The sequence below is a fragment of the Bacillus sp. 123MFChir2 genome (genome assembly GCF_000383235.1).
Classification (GTDB): domain Bacteria; phylum Bacillota; class Bacilli; order Bacillales; family Bacillaceae_G; genus Bacillus_A.
The window spans coordinates 55,568-73,862 of record NZ_KB910929.1 but is presented as its reverse complement, the minus strand read 5'-3'; the positions used below and the strand labels follow the sequence as shown (position 1 = coordinate 73,862).

The following is an 18,295-nucleotide window of genomic DNA, read 5'->3' as shown; positions in this document are numbered from 1 at the left end:
CTTTTCCTGCCACGTGCAAAGTTTAAAACAAAGATAGACAGCAAGTAGCGGCCATGTTTTGTTCTGCATAGCAGCGACTTAGATGTTAAAAAGTCAACTTGTATTTATATACATTACAATTTCTTTCAATTTCATCATATCAAACCTTCTACTAGTTTAGTGGAATAAAATTCCGAAAAGTCAAATTAATAAAGCGGAACTTTAATCAGCCCTCACCAATCGGGCTTTTACGGACAGTTTATCTCCCCCCCGAACATTCTAGCCACTGGAACTGGACAACAAAGAAAAGTGGAAGTGGCTCGTCCAGAATGTGAGGGGGATGGAGCTTCTGACGTAGAGGTGTATTTTACCTCGTAGGAAGAAGCGAAGCCACCGAACATTCTAGCCACTGGAACTGGACAATGCTTTCGCTGAATTTTGAGGTGGGAGTATTACTGTCCGCGAATAGCGGGATAAATCAACCTAAAAGCTTCTAAAACGAAAACAGTTGGTATTGGTCATGAAACATATGTGATTGAGAAGGGCCAATATGAAAGTGTATATGTAAATATGCCTCGTTTTGGATTAGCTAAAGCAAGGGAATCTGTCCCTGTAAATAAGAAACGAGAAACGGCACGAACACGTATGAAGCCATAATAAAAGCGACTATCAGCTGATAGTCGCTTTACAGTCTTTCTTATGATAAAGCAGGTGCTTTTTCAAGAAGCTCTTTTGCATCAGCATATTGTAAACCATGCGCTTCTGCAACTGCTTCGAATGTTACGTAGCCATCTAATGTATTAATACCTTTTAATAAGGCAATGTTATCTAAGCAAGCTTTTTTGTAACCTTTGTTTGCGATTTGTACTGCGTATGGTACTGTTACGTTCGTTAACGCAATTGTTGATGTACGTGGAACCGCACCTGGCATGTTTGCAACTGCATAGTGAACAACACCATGTTTTTCGTAAGTTGGATTATCATGTGTTGTAATGCGGTCAGTTGTTTCAAAAATACCACCTTGATCAATTGCGATGTCAACTACAACAGAACCTGGTTCCATAGATTGAATCATTTCTTCTGTTACAAGTTTTGGCGCTTTTGCACCCGGAATTAATACGGCACCGATCACAAGATCAGATTCCTTTACAGCTTCTGCGATATTATATGGGTTAGACATTAATGTTGTTACTTGGTTGCCGAAGATATCGTCTAATTGACGAAGACGATCTGGGCTTAAGTCAATAATTGTTACATCCGCGCCTAGGCCAACAGCAATTTTTGCTGCGTTCGTACCAGCTTGACCACCACCGATAATTGTTACTTTGCCGCGTTTTACTCCCGGAACGCCAGCAAGTAGAATACCTTTACCACCTTTATTTTTTTCAAGGAACTGTGCACCAATTTGCGCAGACATGCGGCCTGCTACTTCGCTCATAGGTGCAAGTAATGGTAAAGAACGGTTGTCTAATTGAACTGTTTCATAAGCAATACCAACTACTTTGTTGTCAATTAATGCTTTTGTTAATTCTGGTTCTGGAGCTAAGTGTAAGTATGTGAATAAAATTAAACCTTCGCGGAAATAGCCATATTCACTCGAAATTGGCTCTTTTACTTTCATAACCATCTCTTGATTCCAAGCTTCTTGTGCTGTTTCTACAATTGTTGCGCCTGCTTCAACATACGCTTCATCTGTAAATCCAGACCCTAAACCAGCACCTTTTTGAACAAAAACTTCATGACCGTTGTGAATTAAGTGAACAACACCCGCTGGCGTCATTGCTACACGATTTTCATTGTTTTTAATTTCTGTTGGTACACCGATACGCATTGGAAATTCCCCCTTGAAATTTTTAAAATTACCCCTGGCTAATTATAGCATTTATTCTTTTGGAAAACGCTTTCTATACTCTTATATTTTATCATACATTTTCATTTTTTGACAAAAACAACACAAGTTGTCCGATAGAATTTGTCTAATTTTGACGATGTCGATGAATGACATCAACCGCTCCTGTTACTTCTATAACGGTGCCCGTAATCATATCTGAATCTTCCTCACATAAAAAAGAAATTGTACGAGCAATATCTTCCCCTGTACCAGAACGCCCAATTGGTGTACGAGAATTAGGGAATGTACGCGCCGTCACAATTGTCGCTTCTTTCATATCACCAATAATATCACCGGGACATATCATATTTGATGTAATTCCATATTCAGCTTCTTCATAAGCAATTGTTTTCGTAAGCGAAACTAGTCCAACTTTCGCAGCCGCAAAAGCAGAGCGATATACCCATCCTGGCGCACTATCCGCTCCTTGAAATCCATAATTCACAATGCGGCCAAATTTTTGCTGACGCATAATTGGAACAACAAGCTTTAGTAAGTGAAATACGGCCGTTAAATTACCATGAATCATTTCATTCCATTCATCATCTTTATATTCAACTAACTTTTTACGCTCGAATACGTAAGGACCTGCATTATTAATAAGAAAGTCAATACGGCCAAAACGTTCCATCGCTTTTGTTACTACTGTATGTAAATCTTCTTGTTTCGTTACATCCGCTTGCACAAATTGCATACGATGCGCAAGATTTTTATATTGCTGCTTTAACGTTTCCATCGCCTGTACATCACTGCGATATGTTACTGTTACCGAATATCCTTTATGTAATAAACTCTCTGTGACTTTCTTCCCTAAACCTTTTGTACCGGCTGTAATGAGCGCATGTCTCACAAACATAAGCCTCCTTTTTTCTTGCTATACTTCATATGTAACAACTTCTTTATACAATTACAACTAAAATGTTCGAAACAGAGTTTTCAAAATTCTGTAACGTTTCTGTCAAACATTTTTCCATATTTTACTTTATAATAAAGATGTAAAGAGTTATAACGCTTATAAATCGGGGAGGAATTGTTTATGAATACTACATATACAAATATTTTAATCGCAGTTGATGGTTCTAAGGAAGCTGAAAAAGCATTTAAAAAAGCAATTCAAGTTGCAAAGCGTAACGATGCTACATTAACAATCGCTCATATCGTTGACGTCAAGGCTTATTCTGCAGTAGAAGCATATAGCCGTGCAATCGCAGAGCGCGCAAATTTATTTGCTGAAGATTTGTTAGAAGACTACAAAAAGGTTGCACTAGATGCAGGGCTTACAAAAGTAGAGACTGTATTAGAATTCGGCAATCCAAAATCAAAAATCTCAAAAGATATTGCACCAAAAAACAAAGTTGATTTAATTATTTGCGGTGCAACTGGTTTAAATGCAGTAGAACGTTTCTTAATTGGTAGCGTCTCTGAACATATTATTCGCTATGCGAAATGCGATGTCCTTGTTGTTCGCGGCGAAGAAGAACAAGGTGAAATTTAATAACGATAAGAAATCCACACCAAGCCTCTATGTAATGGCTTGGTGTTTTTTCATTCCTTCTAAATAAAATTTTTTTCTGCGGTTATGATAAGAAAAAAAGAATGGAGGAGCTAACATGGAAAGTTCTGAGCGTATAATACTTGATTTAAATGACCAAGAAATCGACATGGTTGAAATAATTTGTGCCCACTTTAAAGAAAAACACGGTGTAGAATTAAGTCATGGTGCACTATTTCGCGACTTAATGGACATCGAATATATTCGCATTACAGAAGGAAAACACAAATACGACTGAAAAATATAGACGCTAGGTTGCTTATATTATACAAGCAACCTTTTCCTTTATGCATACACTATATATATGTCCAAGCATAAAGGTGTGATTATTTTTGAATAACGAAAAGGAAAAAAACAGCGAAGCTACAGTCAAAAGCAAACGCACTACTCCATTTATAAACTTATGCATCTTTACTCTTCCCGGCTGTAATGTAACAGAAAAACAAATTAAGCAGCAAGTTGAGTTAGCAACAAAAATATGGAATATAGAATTTGTTATTACTAGCATTACAACGCTGAAAGATTTTTCAATTCGAACGAATGATACTTCATTTCGAAAAAAACAAAGTAAGAACATAAAGCACTTATTTAATGAAAGAAAATACCTCTTTCCAAATCCAAGCAGCATTTCAATCTTTTATACAAACGCAAGACATCTCTCAAGTAATACAACGGGACGATCATTCCCTTCCCTTATGACAAAAAGCCGTTTTAATCATATTATTCTTACAAAATCTGCATTAGAAAATACACTTGCGCATGAACTCGGACATATTTTATTCTACGCTCATCGAAAACTACAAGGAAAAAATCCAGATACAAACTCTTATCGAACACATAGTCTAGATTCTAAAAATATTATGTTTGGAATTGCCACAAACCGTAAACGGCAAACAACATCTCTGCAAAGAATGAAAGCATTAGAAAGTACATTAATTAAATATATGTAATAATCATGAAAACCCCCGTGAAATATTACATACTCACGGGGGTTTCTATGCGCTCTTTCGCTTTTTGAAGCGCTTGCTCAATTTGTTCAAATCCTGTACCGCCTGCACTGTTTCTTCTTTTTACTGCGGCATACGGCGAAAGGACTTCGTATAAATCTTCCTCAAATAATGGGCTCATCTCTTGATAAGTTGCTAACGGTAAATCTAGTAAATATACACCTTTATTAATACAAAGAAGGACAAGCTTTCCTACAATTTCATGCGCTTGACGAAATGGTAATCCTTTACTCGCTAAATAATCTGCGATCTCGGTCGCATTTGAAAAGTCTTGCGTAACAGCTTTCGCCATATTATCTTTTTTCACTGTCATCGTCTCAAGCATACCGGCCATTACATGTAAACAGCCTTTTACTGTACGGACTGTATCAAACATGCCTTCCTTGTCTTCTTGCAAATCTTTATTGTAAGCAAGAGGCAACCCTTTCATAACTGTTAATAAACTAAACAAGTTGCCGTATACCCTGCCTGTTTTCCCGCGAATGAGCTCTGCCATATCTGGATTTTTCTTTTGTGGCATAATGCTACTGCCCGTTGCATAACAATCACTCATTTCAATAAACTGAAATTCCTGACTGCTCCATAAAATCAATTCTTCACAAAAACGCGATAAATGCATCATTAATATAGAAGCATTACTTAAAAATTCAAGAATGAAATCACGGTCGCTTACTGCGTCTAAACTATTCTCATATATCCCATCAAAACCGAGCAGCTGTGCACTATATTCACGATCAATCGGGAATGTTGTCCCAGCAAGTGCCCCGGCTCCGAGCGGGGAAATGTTAATGCGCCCTAGTAAATCTGTAAAACGATTTGCATCACGTTCTAACATCCAAAAATACGCAAGAAGATGATGCGCAAAAGAAATTGGCTGCGCGCGCTGTAAATGTGTATATCCTGGCATAATTGTTTCAATATGTTCTTCGGCTTGCACTGTAAGTACAGTCTGCATTTGCTTCACTGCCTCGATAATATGCTGCACTTCATTTCGTAAATACAAATGCATGTCAGTTGCGACTTGATCATTACGGCTTCTTCCTGTATGAAGCTTACCGCCAACTTCACCAATATGCTGAATTAACATTTTTTCAATGTTCAAATGAATATCTTCCGCTTCAACAGAAAACGTAAGTTCCTGTTTCTTTGCTTTTTCCAGTAAATACTGAAGACCGTTTTTAATTGTTTCTCCTTCTTCCGCTGTTACGATGCCGCACTTCGCGAGCATCGTAACATGCGCAATACTTCCTTCTATATCTTCTACTGCTAATTGCTGGTCAAAGGAAATGGAAGCTCCAAACTCCTCAACCCACTGTTCAGCCTGCTCTGTAAAGCGACCGCCCCAAAGTTTGCTCATGCCTCCACCTTCTTTTGATTCACTTGGCTATATACTTTTGTTGGTAAACCAAATAATGAAATAAATCCAATTGCTGCATCGTGATTAAATTCATCTTCTACTGTATATGTTGCTAATTTTTCATCGTATAGAGAATAATCCGATTTACGTCCTTCTACAATTGCATGTCCTTTAAATAGTTTGACGCGTACTGTACCTGTCACATTTTTTTGCGTTTCTTGTAAAAAGGCAGTAAGGGCATCTTTTAAAGGCGAGAACCATAAACCGTTATAAATGAGCTCTGTTAATTTTTGTTCAATTATCGGCTTAAAATGCGCTACTTCTTTTACAAGCGTTAAATCTTCTAATTCCTTATGGGCAGTAAGTAACGTCATCGCTGCTGGGCATTCATACACTTCACGTGACTTAATACCGACAAGACGATTTTCTACGTGATCAATACGGCCAACTCCATGCTTACCAGCAAGAACATTTAATGTTTTAATTAACTCCGCCAAGGGATACGCTACACCATTTAATGTTGTTGGCACTCCTGCTTCAAACCCAATTTCTACAAATTCAGGTTTGTTTGGTGTATTCTCCAGTGCTGCTGTCATGTCATATGCTTCTTCTGGCGGCGCTACCCATGGATCTTCTAAAATTCCGCATTCATTGCTTCGTCCCCATAAGTTTTGATCAATGGAAAATGGACTGTCTAAATTAATCGGAATTGGCACCTCGTTTTCTTTTGCATACGCAATTTCCTCTTCACGTGACCATTTCCATTCACGCACTGGTGCAATTACTTTTAAATGCGGATTTAACGCTTGAATCGAAACTTCAAAACGCACTTGGTCGTTTCCTTTTCCCGTACATCCATGCGCAACTGCACTTGCCCCTTCCATCTCTGCGATTTCTACCAACTTCTTCGCAATTAATGGACGAGATAATGCAGATACAAGGGGATATTTCCCTTCGTATAACGTGTGAGCTTGCAGTGCTTTTAATGCATATTCATTCACAAACTCTTCTTGCACGTCAATCATATATGATTTAACCGCTCCAACAGATAATGCCTTTTCTTTCACAAACTCTAAATCTTTCCCTTCCCCTAAATCTAAACAAAGTGCAATCACATCGTATCTTTTTTCTTGTAACCACTTAATCGCAACGGAAGTATCAAGACCTCCGGAATATGCTAATACAACTTTCTTGTTTTCCACTTTACATCCCCCTAAAAAAGAATAATTATTCATTATTTTTTATATTAATTCATAATCTATCATCTTTCGCAAAATGTCGCAAGGGATATTTGCAAATATTTTTCAAACAATTCCATCGAAGTTCATTCCCTTTTTCGATACAATAGAAACAGAAAATGGAGGGAAGAGACATGAAACAATATTTCACATATAATGAGCATCTAGGCATTGAAATACCTGATTTACAAGAAGAATGGGAAGAGATTCCTCCCGCTGTGCAGCATGCTATTTTATTAAAGTGGGAACAAATTCGCGGGAACATACCCGACCGGATTCAAGAGCTTGAACAGATCATTCATACAAAACAACATAAATTAAATAACGAAGAAAACTTTGAGCTTTCCTGTAAATTGAATACAGAAATTGCTGATCTCGCCTCCATCATTAACGACCTTTGGCTTTGGTATCGCCTCACGCAAAATGTTTCTGAAGGGAAGGCGCATCAATAATAATTATTTGGAGTTTACACACTTTATTCTTGAATACAATTTATTTTATAGGAGATTTTAAATATACATTTGGAATGTGAGGTCTGCCAGTAAAAGTAGAATGTTCTATGGACGCAAAGAATGATTTCCTGTTTTTCATGCACTTTCTTCATAATTGTTTAATTCGTTTCTGCTGGCAGATTTATATAATCTTATTACTTCATTAACCTTTAAATTTTTAACACTTCTCTAGACACATTTCCCACCAATCAAACTATTACGGACTTCTTTTTTCTACTACACTTACCGCAAACGCTTTCAAATATAACTAAATAAAAAAGAAAGCTTCTTCAAATACGATGCACTTAAATGAAAAAGCGTATGAAATATTATAATGATGTTATTTCCAGTTAAGGAGAATGTATATTGTCATTCGTATTTTTCTTTACTGAAATAGAAAGCACACTTTCTTGGTAAGTAGTACTTTCCATCAAACGATAGACTAAATCATCTAACTCTTGGCTGCATACAACTACCTTTTCATGATTAAATCCATACATTCTTACAAGAATAGTTAGTTCCTCTCTTTTTTTCTCTATGCTTGCTTGTATATCTATTCTTTTCATATGAACCTCTCCAGTCATCCCCTATATGACTCGAATTATAGAAAATATTCATTTTAAAATGAATATTATGTAATTAATTAAAGTGAATTTCTAATCCAAATTAAAAAAACGAAATAAAAGCATCTTTTTTTAAGTGGACAAGAGCATCTGACCATGCATAGAAAAACGGTCAGGGCCTTTTTCTGCCACATGCGTAGTTTAAACAAAGGGAGAAAGCGAGTGGAAGCTCCTTTTTTCTGCATAGCAGCAATCTATATGTCGAAAAATCAAAATGGATTTAGATTGTTACAGCGCACAAAATTTCATTTTTCATCACAAAAAAACCTTCGACAGCAAATATTAATTTATTACACCTTATCCTCTCATCTTTACGAAGTATGTAGGTTTTTCTTTGCCTATTTGCAGTTTCCAACAACATACATTTTTCAAAAGTATGATATAATAGTATAAAATCTTTTACAGAAAGGATTTAGATATCATGATCGCTCGAAGGAGCATGTGGCATCGAAAAGACGAATCTTACACGTAGCGTATTTTTTTGCTTAGATACTTTGTCTAGCGAAAAAAATACGAAAGTGGGGAAATTATGATTGCCCGAAAGATAATTTGGCAACGAAAAGACTCTTCTTACACGTAGCGTTTTGTTTAGGTTGTTTAACACTTACTAAACAAAACCTAGAAGAGAATAGGATTGCTAAATAAAAATCCTACTCTGAGTTTTGTTTAGTCTATTTTAGGCCTAAACTAAAACGAAAGTAGGGAGAATTGATGGACGAGAGGATTATTCGTTATTTCTTCAGTGATATATAGCGTAGTTAGACGTATGTAAACTAACTGCTGCTATATAGGCGTAGTTAGTTTATGAAAAACAAAAAACTACTAACTACGGAGAGAAGGAATAACGATGGAGAACATCCAAAGTCGACAAATTATTAAAGAAATTTTTATGGTTTTACTTGGTTCATTTATTTTAGCTACCGTGCTATATCACATTCATTTTCAAAACCACTTAACTGAAGGTGGCTTTGTCGGAATCGCACTGTTTTTACAAAACTTTTTTGATATTTCACCATCCATTTCAACTGTTTTAATGGATATTCCAGTCATTTTACTATGTGCTACATTTTTAGGTAAAAAAATGGTCGGCTATTCATTTCTCGGTTCAATTTCATTCGGAGTGTTTTATTCTTTAATGGAAAATTATTCTCCGTTTACGGTTGATTTATCTAATTATTTATTTGTAGCTGCAGTAATAGGCGGAGCTTTAGCTGGGGTTGGACTTGGTTTTATTTTACGATTCGGCGGTGCAACAGGCGGAGATGAAATTTTAACAATTGTATTAAGTAAAAAAACGCGCTTTACAGTTGGGCAAATTTTCTTCGCTTTTGACGTAATTGTCCTTGCACTTTCACTATACTATTTAACATGGACTCAGATTGCCTTTACGATTCTTTCCTTTGCTGTGCAAGCAAAAGTACTAGATTTAATTTATTATCCAGCAAAGGAAAAGAAAACAGTGGCAATTCCGTTACCAAAACAACATGCAACAAATTAGGAGCGAAAGGCAACCGCCTTTCGCTTTTTATTTTTGGCGTAAATACCGCATTTGATAAAATCGATTCGCAAATTCTGTCACACTCCGCGTTAACCGATAATTTGCCGCTGATCCAACTGCAATTCCAAGCACCGGTACACCTTGAAACAACTTGCGGCGCAGTGAATAAATAATGAACGTTTTCAAAATTTGTTTTAGCAGTACTTGGACAGATGCTGGATTTAATACTTCCTCTTCTCCCTCATAAAAGAATGGAGCTGCTTCTTCTTGCTCTAACTCTTGCAGTAAGTTATACCAAGCATACTGCTGCAAATGCGCTGGCAATATAGCCGCATGAAACACTTTTAACGCTAACATCATTTCATACGGTTTATTCACATCATGGCCAAATGATGTGGTGATAAGCTGCACGGCTTTCACATTTAAAGCAATCAATACAGGGAAATCTGTACTTAATAATAAAAAGCCGCCAATTCCTGTTATACCTCCTTGCACGAAAGAATATAAACGATGACGAGCTGTTTGTTGTTCTGCTATGTATGTTAATTGATGAATGGATAGTTCTCTCATTTCTTCAATATGTTCAATAGAATCATCAAACACACGCGCCGCCCCCAAAATCCTCCCGCGTGCATCGAGCTGTGACTGCGAGCTTTGCATGAACGCATGTAAATGAAAGAGCCATTCATCTGCTTTCGAAAAAAAATCATTTCGTTTCTTCTCTGGCAGCCTCGAAAATGTACGATTTAACCATTTATCAAACATTTGCTGAAAATCCGTTGATTCGTGTTGCACCAGTTGCTGCTCCCAGCTTTTTAGATCCTGTAAAATTCGTTCCTCACCCTTTGACAGCATACAAACGTCCTCCTGGATTATTTTTCTACATTGTACTATATTTGCTGCGCGAGACCGTACACCCTGTTTTTTTCTGAAAAATATGTTATTTAAAATAAATCACAATAAAAAGAGGAGGTAGATTATGTATCCACGTGCGAAAGCGTTAGGGATTATTGAATACAATGATTGTATCCTTGTTGAAGAATATAACAGAAAACATGAAGGTGGCGAGGGATGTTATTATCGACCACTTGGGGGAACGATTGAACTTGGGGAATACGCGGCGCAAACTGTTATCCGAGAATTTGCAGAAGAGCTTGGCGTCATTGTAGAAATCGGTACATACTTAGGCTGTTTAGAAAACATTTTTCAAATAGACAATACAACCGGGCATGAAATCGTCCAATTATATTCTGCTTCCTTTTCAAACAAAGAACTTTATAAAAAGAATGAGTTCACAATAACAGAAGGAGATCACATCTCTTATGCTGTATGGATTCCAATTGAAATGTTTTTACAAAAGGAAAAAACATTATACCCAAACGGATTAACCGAACTACTTTCAAAAAAATAATAAAAAAAGACGGGAATCATCCCGTCTTTTCATCATATATTAACCAATATTTCCAAGACGTACTACGTCACGAGCAATCATAACTTCTTCGTCTGTTGGAATTACGATTACTTTTACTGGAGAGTGAGGGAAGCTAATGAATGCTTCTTCACCACGGAAGTTGTTGCGTTTTGCATCGAAGTATACGCCCATAAACTCAAGTCCTTCTAATACGCGCTCACGAATTAATGCACTGTTCTCACCAATACCAGCTGTAAAGATGATTGCGTCTACACCTTTCATACGAGCTGCATAAGAACCGATGTATTTATGGATGCGGCCGATAAAGATCTCTAGTGCTACTTCTGCACGGTGATTTCCTTCTTCTTCAGCTTGCTCAATATCACGTAAGTCACTTGAGAAGCCAGAAAGACCTAACATACCACTTTTCTTGTTTAATACGTTAAGAACTTCATCTACAGATTGTCCTGTTTTCTTCATAATATATGGAATTAACGCAGGGTCAAGGTTACCAGAACGTGTACCCATTGTTACACCAGCAAGTGGAGTGAAGCCCATAGACGTATCAATTGATTTTCCGCCTTCAACAGCTGCGATACTTGCACCGTTACCTAAGTGACAAGAAAGTAAACGTAAGCTTTCAAGTGGACGGCCTAATAATTCAGCTGCACGCTCTGTTACATACTTATGAGAAGTACCGTGGAATCCGTATTTACGGATGCCGTATTTTTCATAGTATTCGTAAGGTAAGCTATATAAGAAAGATTCTTCTGGCATTGTTTGATGGAATGCTGTATCGAACACTGCTACTGAAGGTACGTTCGGAAGAACTTCTTGGAACGCCTTAATACCAACAACGTGTGCTGGGTTATGAAGTGGTGCTAACTCACTTAAAGCGTCGATTTCTGCTAATACTTCATCAGTAATTAGAGCAGAATCTGGGAATTTTTCACCACCGTGTACAACACGGTGACCGATACCGCTAATCTCATCAAGAGATTTCACAATTCCATTTTCAGTTAATTTGTTAAGTAACATATTAACTGCTACTCCGTGGTCTGCAATATTTGTTACTTCAGTTTGTTTTTCACCGTTCACAGTAATTGTAAAGATAGCATCTTCTAAACCGATACGTTCTACTAAACCTTTTGTTAATACTGTTTCACTTGGCATTTCGAATAATTGGAACTTTAAGGAAGAGCTTCCTGCATTAATTGCGATGATTTTTGACATCTAGTCTTTCGCCCCTTTTTCTCTAGCTGTGTGGAATCTCTCCACAAACTGCTCTATTTTATGTCTCTAATTTTTTTCAGATAACAGAACCGTTTCACTGATAAAAATTTAATACTCACGATTTTAATTTAAACATCGTACGACATATATTTCAAGTGAAAAAATTGTAACACAACGTTTTTTTTTATATTACAGATTGAATGTTTTTAATTTCGTCACCTATATATATTACTGAATTTTGTAAACAACATAAAACTGTACTATATATAAGTATCCTTCTGTTATATACGCACCGTTTTTAGTTTTTTCCAGCAAACCAACTGTTAATTTGCTGCATAATGTTCTCCATCGCTTGCATATTAGAGAATTTCGGTAATTCTACTAATAGCGCTTGTTTTGGCATGTTTACGTTTTGCCCTTTCTTTTGGAGAACAAATATACTTTTTGCATTTTTTTCATTCTTAAACATGGAAACAGGTAACTGTAGTAATCCTTGCACAAAACATGTTTCTTTAATAAATGCATGAAGCTTTGGTGCTTGGTCACTTTCAAAAATGAAGTTTGGCACTAAAAAAAATAAATAGCCGCCTTCTTTTGTATGTTTGACACTTTGTTCAATAAAAAGATGATGTGCATAAGACATACCTTCATCTGCTTTTAACGTATATTCACTTGCACCGATTTTATTTGGATAATAGCCAATTGGTAAATCACATACAACCGCATCAACTGGATCAATATAAAGAGAAGCTAGTCCATCTTGATTAAAGAATTCGACCGCTTGCTTTTGTAAATTTGCATTGACTAATGCAAGTTTAACAAGCAAATCATCCACATCTACTCCAAAGCCACTCATCGTTGTACCTTCTAGACAACCATTGAAGATTGTCGTCAATAAATTACCCGTTCCAACTGCAGGATCTAGTACCGTTATTTCCTTTTGATCCTTCATAAATTTATGGAATAAATAACTCATAAACATCCCAACTGCATCAGGCGTCATTTCATGATTTGCTTGTACGCCGTCTTTCATTCCTTTTAATATGGCAAGTTGAAATGCTTTGCGAATTTCTTCGCCTTTATAGTTTTCTTCATTAAACTTGCTATATTCACGCTCTAATCGTTCAATTGTTGGTTGTTCTAAGCCTTCTTGTAAAATTGTTCCTTCAAATAAATTATCACCTGTTTCTACAAGTGCTTCTAAGTACGTTATATTTAATTCTTTACGTAAAATTACGGCAGAAGAATCAAAAATAGAAAATAATGTTTCTACTGTTGAACTCACGAAAATTCCTCCTTCAAACTAAAATACACATAACTTATATCATACCACATTCTAAATTCTTTTCATTCATATTGAATCGACAATATATAAATGCAAATTTTAAAAAACAAAAACTCTTTTTTAGGTGGGCGAGAGTATCTGACCATGCATAGGAGCGGTCAGGAACTTTTTCTGCCACAAGCATAGGTTAAAACAGAACGAGAAAGCGAGTACCAATCACTTTTTATTCTGCATAGCAGTGACTTATATGTTAAATAATCAAAATGAATTTATATATCAATACTTGCTGTCACAAAAAAAACGACCTCTTCATTAAGAGGTCGCTCTTTGTTGCCCGTATTACTTCGCAGCTTTTGCTGCTTCTAATGCTGCTTCGTAATTTGGATGGCTTGTACCTTCGCTTACGTATTCTACGTAAACAACTTTGTCGTTGCTATCTACTACGAATACAGCACGTGCAAGCAAACGAAGTTCTTTCATTACAACACCGTATGCCTCGCCAAAAGAAAGGTCGCGGTGATCAGAAAGCGTTACAACGTTTTCTAAACCGTTAGCTGCACACCAGCGCTTTTGAGCAAATGGTAAATCAACGCTAATTGTTAATACTTTTGCGTTTTCAATAGCAGCTGCATCTTCGTTAAAACGACGAGTTTGTGCATCACATACACCTGTATCAATAGATGGTACAACACTGATTAATTTCACTGCGCCTTTATATGTCTCTAAAGTTACCGGAGATAAATCATTTGCTAACACTTGAAAGTTTGGTGCTTGATCGCCTACTTTAACTTCTGTGCCAACTAAAGTGATTGGGTTTCCTTTAAACGTTACGTTTGCCATTTGAAAATCCTCCCTTTTCTAAAACCAAAGTATGTACAGTGTAAATGATAGATGTTCAGTAAACAGAATGCAACTGAATCGCTCTGTTTTTAGAAAAAAGAAGCTAATCGAGCGATTAGCTTCTTTTTCTTATATTTCATACTCCGGCTGTTCATCCTTTTGTTTATTCATCATTTCTTTCACTTTATCAACTGCTTGCGGTGCCAATTCCATTATTTTATCAAGTATATGCGTCTGTTTATCTAAATGAAGTACTTTTACACCTTCACTATTTACAATAAGAAAAGCAACCGGGTTAATGGAAACACCGCCGCCACTACCACCTCCAAATGGATGATGATTATTATTTTCAAGTTTTCCAAATTCACTACCACCTGCCGCAAAACCAAAGCTTACTTTAGAAACCGTTAAGATAACACTTCCATCAGGCGACTGAATTGGATCACCAATAATTGTATTCACATCAATCATATGATTTAAATGCTGCATCGCTGTTGTCATTAACCCTTGAATTGGATGTTCCATATAATCCCCCCTATATTTATCCTGCTATTCGTGAGCAGTAAGACTCCCACCTCAAAATTCGGAAAAAACATTGTCCAATTCCAGTGACTAGAATGTTCGGTGGGAGATAAACTGCTGGCATGCGCCCAATTGGTGAGGTCTTTTAATCAGTGGGGATGAAGAACCCCCCTCTTGATTAAAGTTTCACTTTATTGCTGCACTGTATGCTCTGTCGAAATAACACCTTGCTTCTTCAGAAATATAAATAACCGAATTACTGCCCTAACTGCACGATATATGCGAAATGAGGCCGTTAATTCACAATGTGTTGCTACAGTTTTCCCTTGAAAAATCGGAGTAATTTCAAGCTGCGGCGCACCTATAATTTCTGCATATTGACCAGCAACGCCAACGATGATTCCTTTTACTGACCATGCATAGCCTGTAATAACTCCTGTACTCGCTGCATCACCTGTTCCAATTTGCGAGTACCATCTCCAATTGTTGATTTTCACTTTTTGAAGAAAATCTTTAATCATAGTATGGATTTCTTGCAGCCTTTTTATAATCTCAGCTGCGCTGTCAAGCCATGCCACAAATTTATCCTCAGTCCCGCCTTCTTCTCCTGCTTTTTCAATTTTTTGACCTGTTTTTCTCTGCTGTTTTTCAATCCGTTCTAGTACATCAAACGTATAATGAATCATCCAAATTTTCACTTCAAACAAACATTGCTTTTCTGTTTCTGTATATAACAAGCTAATTTTCAGCGATAATTTCGATAATAAAATAAGTAAGAGAAGCAAAATAAGCATTCCAATTCCAATTACAAGCCACTTCATCGTACCATCCTTTCATTCCGTATCCATTATCGACACGATATGAAAAAAATAAACAAAATTGAAAATATAGATTTTTCTAAAAGTGGAAGGGTTTTTTATATTTTTATCGAAATATATTATTTGAACATATTATTTACTGCATGGAGGGATACAAAATGGAAGATCGTCGCAATTTATTTTTCTTTTACGGTGATGATAAAGCAACGCTTATCGAAAAAATGAAACCAGTATACGACATTTTAAAGGAAAACGGATTTACAATATTAGACCATCCAAAAAACGCAAATGCCATCGTTAGTGTTGGCGACGACGGGACATTTTTGCAGGCTGTTAGAAAAACAGGATTTCGTGAAGATTGTTTATACGCAGGGGTTTCAGCAACAGATGATATTTCCTTTTACTGTGACTTCCACATCGATCATGTCGAGAGCGCCCTTCAAGAAATCACCAAAAATGAAATTGAAGTAAGAAGATACCCAACAATTCAAGTAACTGTCGATCATGACACATCGTTTTATTGTTTAAATGAATTTACACTGCGCTCTAGCGTGATTAAAACATTTGTATTAGATGTGTATATCGATGATTTATATTTTGAAACATTCAGGGGGGATGGCTTAGTCGTTTCTACCCCAACAGGAAGCACTGCTTATAATAAATCACTAAGCGGCGCTGTCGTGGATCCATTAATTCCATGTTTTCAAGTAAGTGAGTTTGCTTCCTTAAATAACAATACGTACCGTACCCTTGGTTCTCCATTTATCTTAAGCAACAATCGTACGTTAACATTAAAATTAACTCATAATAATAAAGATTATCCTGTCATGGGTATGGATAACGAAGCACTTAGTATTAAGCAAGTCGAAAAAGCAGTTGTTCGGTTAAGCGATAAACAAATCAAAACAGTAAAACTAAAAAATAACTCGTTCTGGGAAAAAGTACAGAGAACGTTTTTATAAGAAATAACGGCGGCATATGCCGCCGTTATTTCTTATATACAACTTCACCATCCACAACCGTCATCATAACGTCTATCTCTTTTATTTCCTCTTCTTGCACGTTAAAAATATCTTTATCCAATATAGTGAAGTCTGCTTCATATCCCGCTGCAATTTTTCCGCGACTCTCTTCTTTTCCAATCGCATATGCGCTTCCTGTTGTAAACAGTGACACAGCTTCAAATACGGATAATCTTTCTTCTGGCATGTAACAGTTTCCATCCACAAAGCTCTTTCTTGTTACAGCGCTGCATATACCTAAAAGCGGGTTCACTTGCTCGATTGGTGCATCCGAACCGCCCGCACAGTGTAATCCAGCAGAAAGGAGTGTTTTCCATGCATATGCATACCGAAGGCGCTCTTCACCTAATTTTTCAATAACAGATGGAAAATCAGAAGAAACGAAGACAGGCTGAATATCTAAAATTGCCGGGAGCTTCTTCATGCGCTGGATTAACTCTTCACTCGCAAGCTGACAGTGAATAATACGATCACGCTGCCCTTCTTTTGGCAGATGCATTTCAAGCGCATCAATCACATATTCAAGCGATAGATCACCAATTGTATGAATAGCAACAGGCATATGGAATTCTCTTGCTTGTTTGACGAGTTCCGCAAGCTCTTCGCGAGAAAAAATCGCAACGCCATTCGTTTCCTTTGCATCTTCGTATGCTTCACTAAGTAGCGCTGTTCGCCCACCAAAGGAACCGTCTGAAAAAATTTTCATTGCCCCAAGCTCAATATAATGTGTATTCTCATATTGCTCACGTTCGTGTGCTACTTCATGATGAACAAGAAGATGCGCTTTAAACGACAAATTTCGAACGACTTCCGTAAAGGCATTGTATGTTTTTTGAAAACCACCATAGTAGTTTAAGTCTTCTGTATGACCACCAACGAGTCCGTATTGCCAACAATCTTGAATTGCAGTTTGCAGCGCCTTCGTTAAATAAGCTGTATCGATTTCTGGTAGAAGAGGAACGACCAAACCTTGTGCTTGTTCATACAATAAACCTGTCAGTTCCCCGTGTTGATCGCGGCCAATTTTCCCGCCTTTCGGGTCCTCTTTACTTTGCATAATCTCAGCTTTCTCAAGAATGTAAGAATTCACCAACGTTACGTGACGGCAAACGCGTTTCAATACAATCGGGTGATGAATTGATAAAGCATCTAAATCACGTTTATGTACATCTTTTCGATCTGTAAAATTATTTTCATTCCAGCCCTCGCCAACAATCCATTCTCCTCGCTTCGTTGTCTTCACTCGCTCCGCAACAAGGTTCAGTACTTCCTGGTAAGATGTGCATGCCGATAAATCTAAGCGAAGTAATCGTTCTCCGTGTCCAATAAGATGCATGTGGCTATCGACAAGGCCAGGAAGCATTGTTTTTCCTTCTAAATTAAAGAACCGTTTCGGTTTATACCGCTGATCTAGTTCTTCTTTCTTTCCAACAGCAATAACTTTACCGTTTTCTACGTAAACCGCTTCTACGAATGCGCCTTCTTCTTCCATCGTATAAATATTTCCGCCGTACCAAAGTTCTCCCAT

Annotated in this window: 19 protein-coding genes and 1 pseudogene; 8 read left to right on the top strand and 12 right to left on the bottom strand. The window is 37.0% G+C overall.

The window, feature by feature from the left end:
• Positions 1-456 precede the first annotated feature (456 nt).
• A complete protein-coding gene (locus H280_RS24745) occupies positions 457-636 on the top strand; it encodes a monooxygenase family protein (RefSeq protein WP_081625616.1) in 180 nt (59 codons plus the stop codon).
• A 40-nt stretch (positions 637-676) separates the two neighbouring features.
• On the opposite strand, the gene ald is transcribed toward H280_RS24745, so the two are convergent.
• Together ald and H280_RS0105710 are read right to left on the bottom strand one after the other, a co-directional pair.
• Positions 677-1,810, bottom strand: coding sequence for an alanine dehydrogenase (ald, locus tag H280_RS0105715; RefSeq protein WP_020060160.1), 1,134 nt, complete (start codon positions 1,808-1,810; stop codon positions 677-679).
• Between the two features lie 145 nt (positions 1,811-1,955).
• A pseudogene (locus H280_RS0105710) lies at positions 1,956-2,755 on the bottom strand (SDR family oxidoreductase).
• A gap of 151 nt (positions 2,756-2,906) precedes the next feature.
• Here H280_RS0105710 and H280_RS0105705 point away from each other — a divergent pair.
• The 3 genes from H280_RS0105705 (at position 2,907) to H280_RS0105695 (ending at position 4,372) form a co-directional block, all read left to right on the top strand.
• A complete protein-coding gene (locus tag H280_RS0105705; protein WP_020060158.1) occupies positions 2,907-3,365 on the top strand; it encodes a universal stress protein in 459 nt (152 codons plus the stop codon).
• Positions 3,366-3,480: 115 nt separating this feature from the next.
• On the top strand, positions 3,481-3,660 hold the full coding sequence (locus tag H280_RS0105700) for a hypothetical protein (protein WP_020060157.1): 180 nt from the start codon (positions 3,481-3,483) through the stop codon (positions 3,658-3,660).
• A gap of 94 nt (positions 3,661-3,754) precedes the next feature.
• Complete coding sequence (locus tag H280_RS0105695; RefSeq protein WP_020060156.1) at positions 3,755-4,372, top strand: hypothetical protein; 618 nt, start codon at positions 3,755-3,757, stop codon at positions 4,370-4,372.
• Between the two features lie 25 nt (positions 4,373-4,397).
• Here the strand turns inward: H280_RS0105695 and argH are convergent, their stop codons facing one another.
• Entirely contained in the window at positions 4,398-5,786 is a 1,389-nt protein-coding gene (gene argH, locus H280_RS0105690) for an argininosuccinate lyase (protein ID WP_020060155.1), read from the bottom strand.
• Positions 5,783-7,021: an argininosuccinate synthase gene (locus tag H280_RS0105685; RefSeq protein WP_331271142.1), complete on the bottom strand. Its 1,239-nt coding sequence runs from the start codon at positions 7,019-7,021 to the stop codon at positions 5,783-5,785. The genes argH and H280_RS0105685 overlap by 4 nt, the downstream gene beginning before the upstream one ends.
• 137 nt (positions 7,022-7,158) lie before the next feature.
• On the opposite strand from H280_RS0105685, the gene H280_RS0105680 reads away from it, so the two are divergent.
• The gene (locus H280_RS0105680) at positions 7,159-7,476 is read left to right on the top strand and encodes a hypothetical protein (RefSeq protein WP_020060153.1); all 318 of its coding nucleotides are present in this window, start codon (positions 7,159-7,161) and stop codon (positions 7,474-7,476) included.
• Positions 7,477-7,865: 389 nt separating this feature from the next.
• On the opposite strand, the gene H280_RS0105675 is transcribed toward H280_RS0105680, so the two are convergent.
• Positions 7,866-8,081: an aspartyl-phosphate phosphatase Spo0E family protein gene (locus H280_RS0105675; protein WP_020060152.1), complete on the bottom strand. Its 216-nt coding sequence runs from the start codon at positions 8,079-8,081 to the stop codon at positions 7,866-7,868.
• 904 nt (positions 8,082-8,985) lie between these two features.
• Here H280_RS0105675 and H280_RS0105670 point away from each other — a divergent pair.
• The gene (locus tag H280_RS0105670) at positions 8,986-9,636 is read left to right on the top strand and encodes a YitT family protein (RefSeq protein WP_020060151.1); all 651 of its coding nucleotides are present in this window, start codon (positions 8,986-8,988) and stop codon (positions 9,634-9,636) included.
• Between the two features lie 27 nt (positions 9,637-9,663).
• Here H280_RS0105670 and H280_RS0105665 read toward each other — a convergent pair whose 3' ends face one another.
• A complete protein-coding gene (locus tag H280_RS0105665) occupies positions 9,664-10,491 on the bottom strand; it encodes an EcsC family protein (protein WP_020060150.1) in 828 nt (275 codons plus the stop codon).
• A gap of 124 nt (positions 10,492-10,615) precedes the next feature.
• Between H280_RS0105665 and H280_RS0105660 the strand changes: the two genes are divergently transcribed.
• Positions 10,616-11,047, top strand: a complete 432-nt coding sequence (locus H280_RS0105660) for an NUDIX hydrolase (RefSeq protein WP_020060149.1) — start codon at positions 10,616-10,618, stop codon at positions 11,045-11,047.
• Between the two features lie 39 nt (positions 11,048-11,086).
• On the opposite strand, the gene H280_RS0105655 is transcribed toward H280_RS0105660, so the two are convergent.
• The 5 genes from H280_RS0105655 to H280_RS0105635 form a co-directional block, all read right to left on the bottom strand.
• The gene (locus H280_RS0105655) at positions 11,087-12,280 is read right to left on the bottom strand and encodes an acetate kinase (protein WP_020060148.1); all 1,194 of its coding nucleotides are present in this window, start codon (positions 12,278-12,280) and stop codon (positions 11,087-11,089) included.
• A 298-nt stretch (positions 12,281-12,578) separates the two neighbouring features.
• A complete protein-coding gene (locus tag H280_RS0105650; protein WP_020060147.1) occupies positions 12,579-13,565 on the bottom strand; it encodes a class I SAM-dependent methyltransferase in 987 nt (328 codons plus the stop codon).
• 339 nt (positions 13,566-13,904) lie between these two features.
• Positions 13,905-14,405 (bottom strand): thiol peroxidase, encoded by a 501-nt coding sequence (tpx, locus tag H280_RS0105645; RefSeq protein ID WP_020060146.1) that lies wholly within the window; start codon positions 14,403-14,405, stop codon positions 13,905-13,907.
• Between the two features lie 129 nt (positions 14,406-14,534).
• The gene (gene ytfJ, locus H280_RS0105640) at positions 14,535-14,930 is read right to left on the bottom strand and encodes a GerW family sporulation protein (RefSeq protein ID WP_020060145.1); all 396 of its coding nucleotides are present in this window, start codon (positions 14,928-14,930) and stop codon (positions 14,535-14,537) included.
• Between the two features lie 188 nt (positions 14,931-15,118).
• On the bottom strand, positions 15,119-15,748 hold the full coding sequence (locus H280_RS0105635; RefSeq protein WP_020060144.1) for a DUF2953 domain-containing protein: 630 nt from the start codon (positions 15,746-15,748) through the stop codon (positions 15,119-15,121).
• A 155-nt stretch (positions 15,749-15,903) separates the two neighbouring features.
• Here H280_RS0105635 and H280_RS0105630 point away from each other — a divergent pair, with 155 nt between their 5' ends.
• Positions 15,904-16,707: an NAD kinase gene (locus H280_RS0105630; RefSeq protein ID WP_020060143.1), complete on the top strand. Its 804-nt coding sequence runs from the start codon at positions 15,904-15,906 to the stop codon at positions 16,705-16,707.
• Between the two features lie 25 nt (positions 16,708-16,732).
• Here H280_RS0105630 and H280_RS0105625 read toward each other — a convergent pair whose 3' ends face one another.
• On the bottom strand, positions 16,733-18,295 hold the full coding sequence (locus tag H280_RS0105625) for an amidohydrolase (protein WP_020060142.1): 1,563 nt from the start codon (positions 18,293-18,295) through the stop codon (positions 16,733-16,735).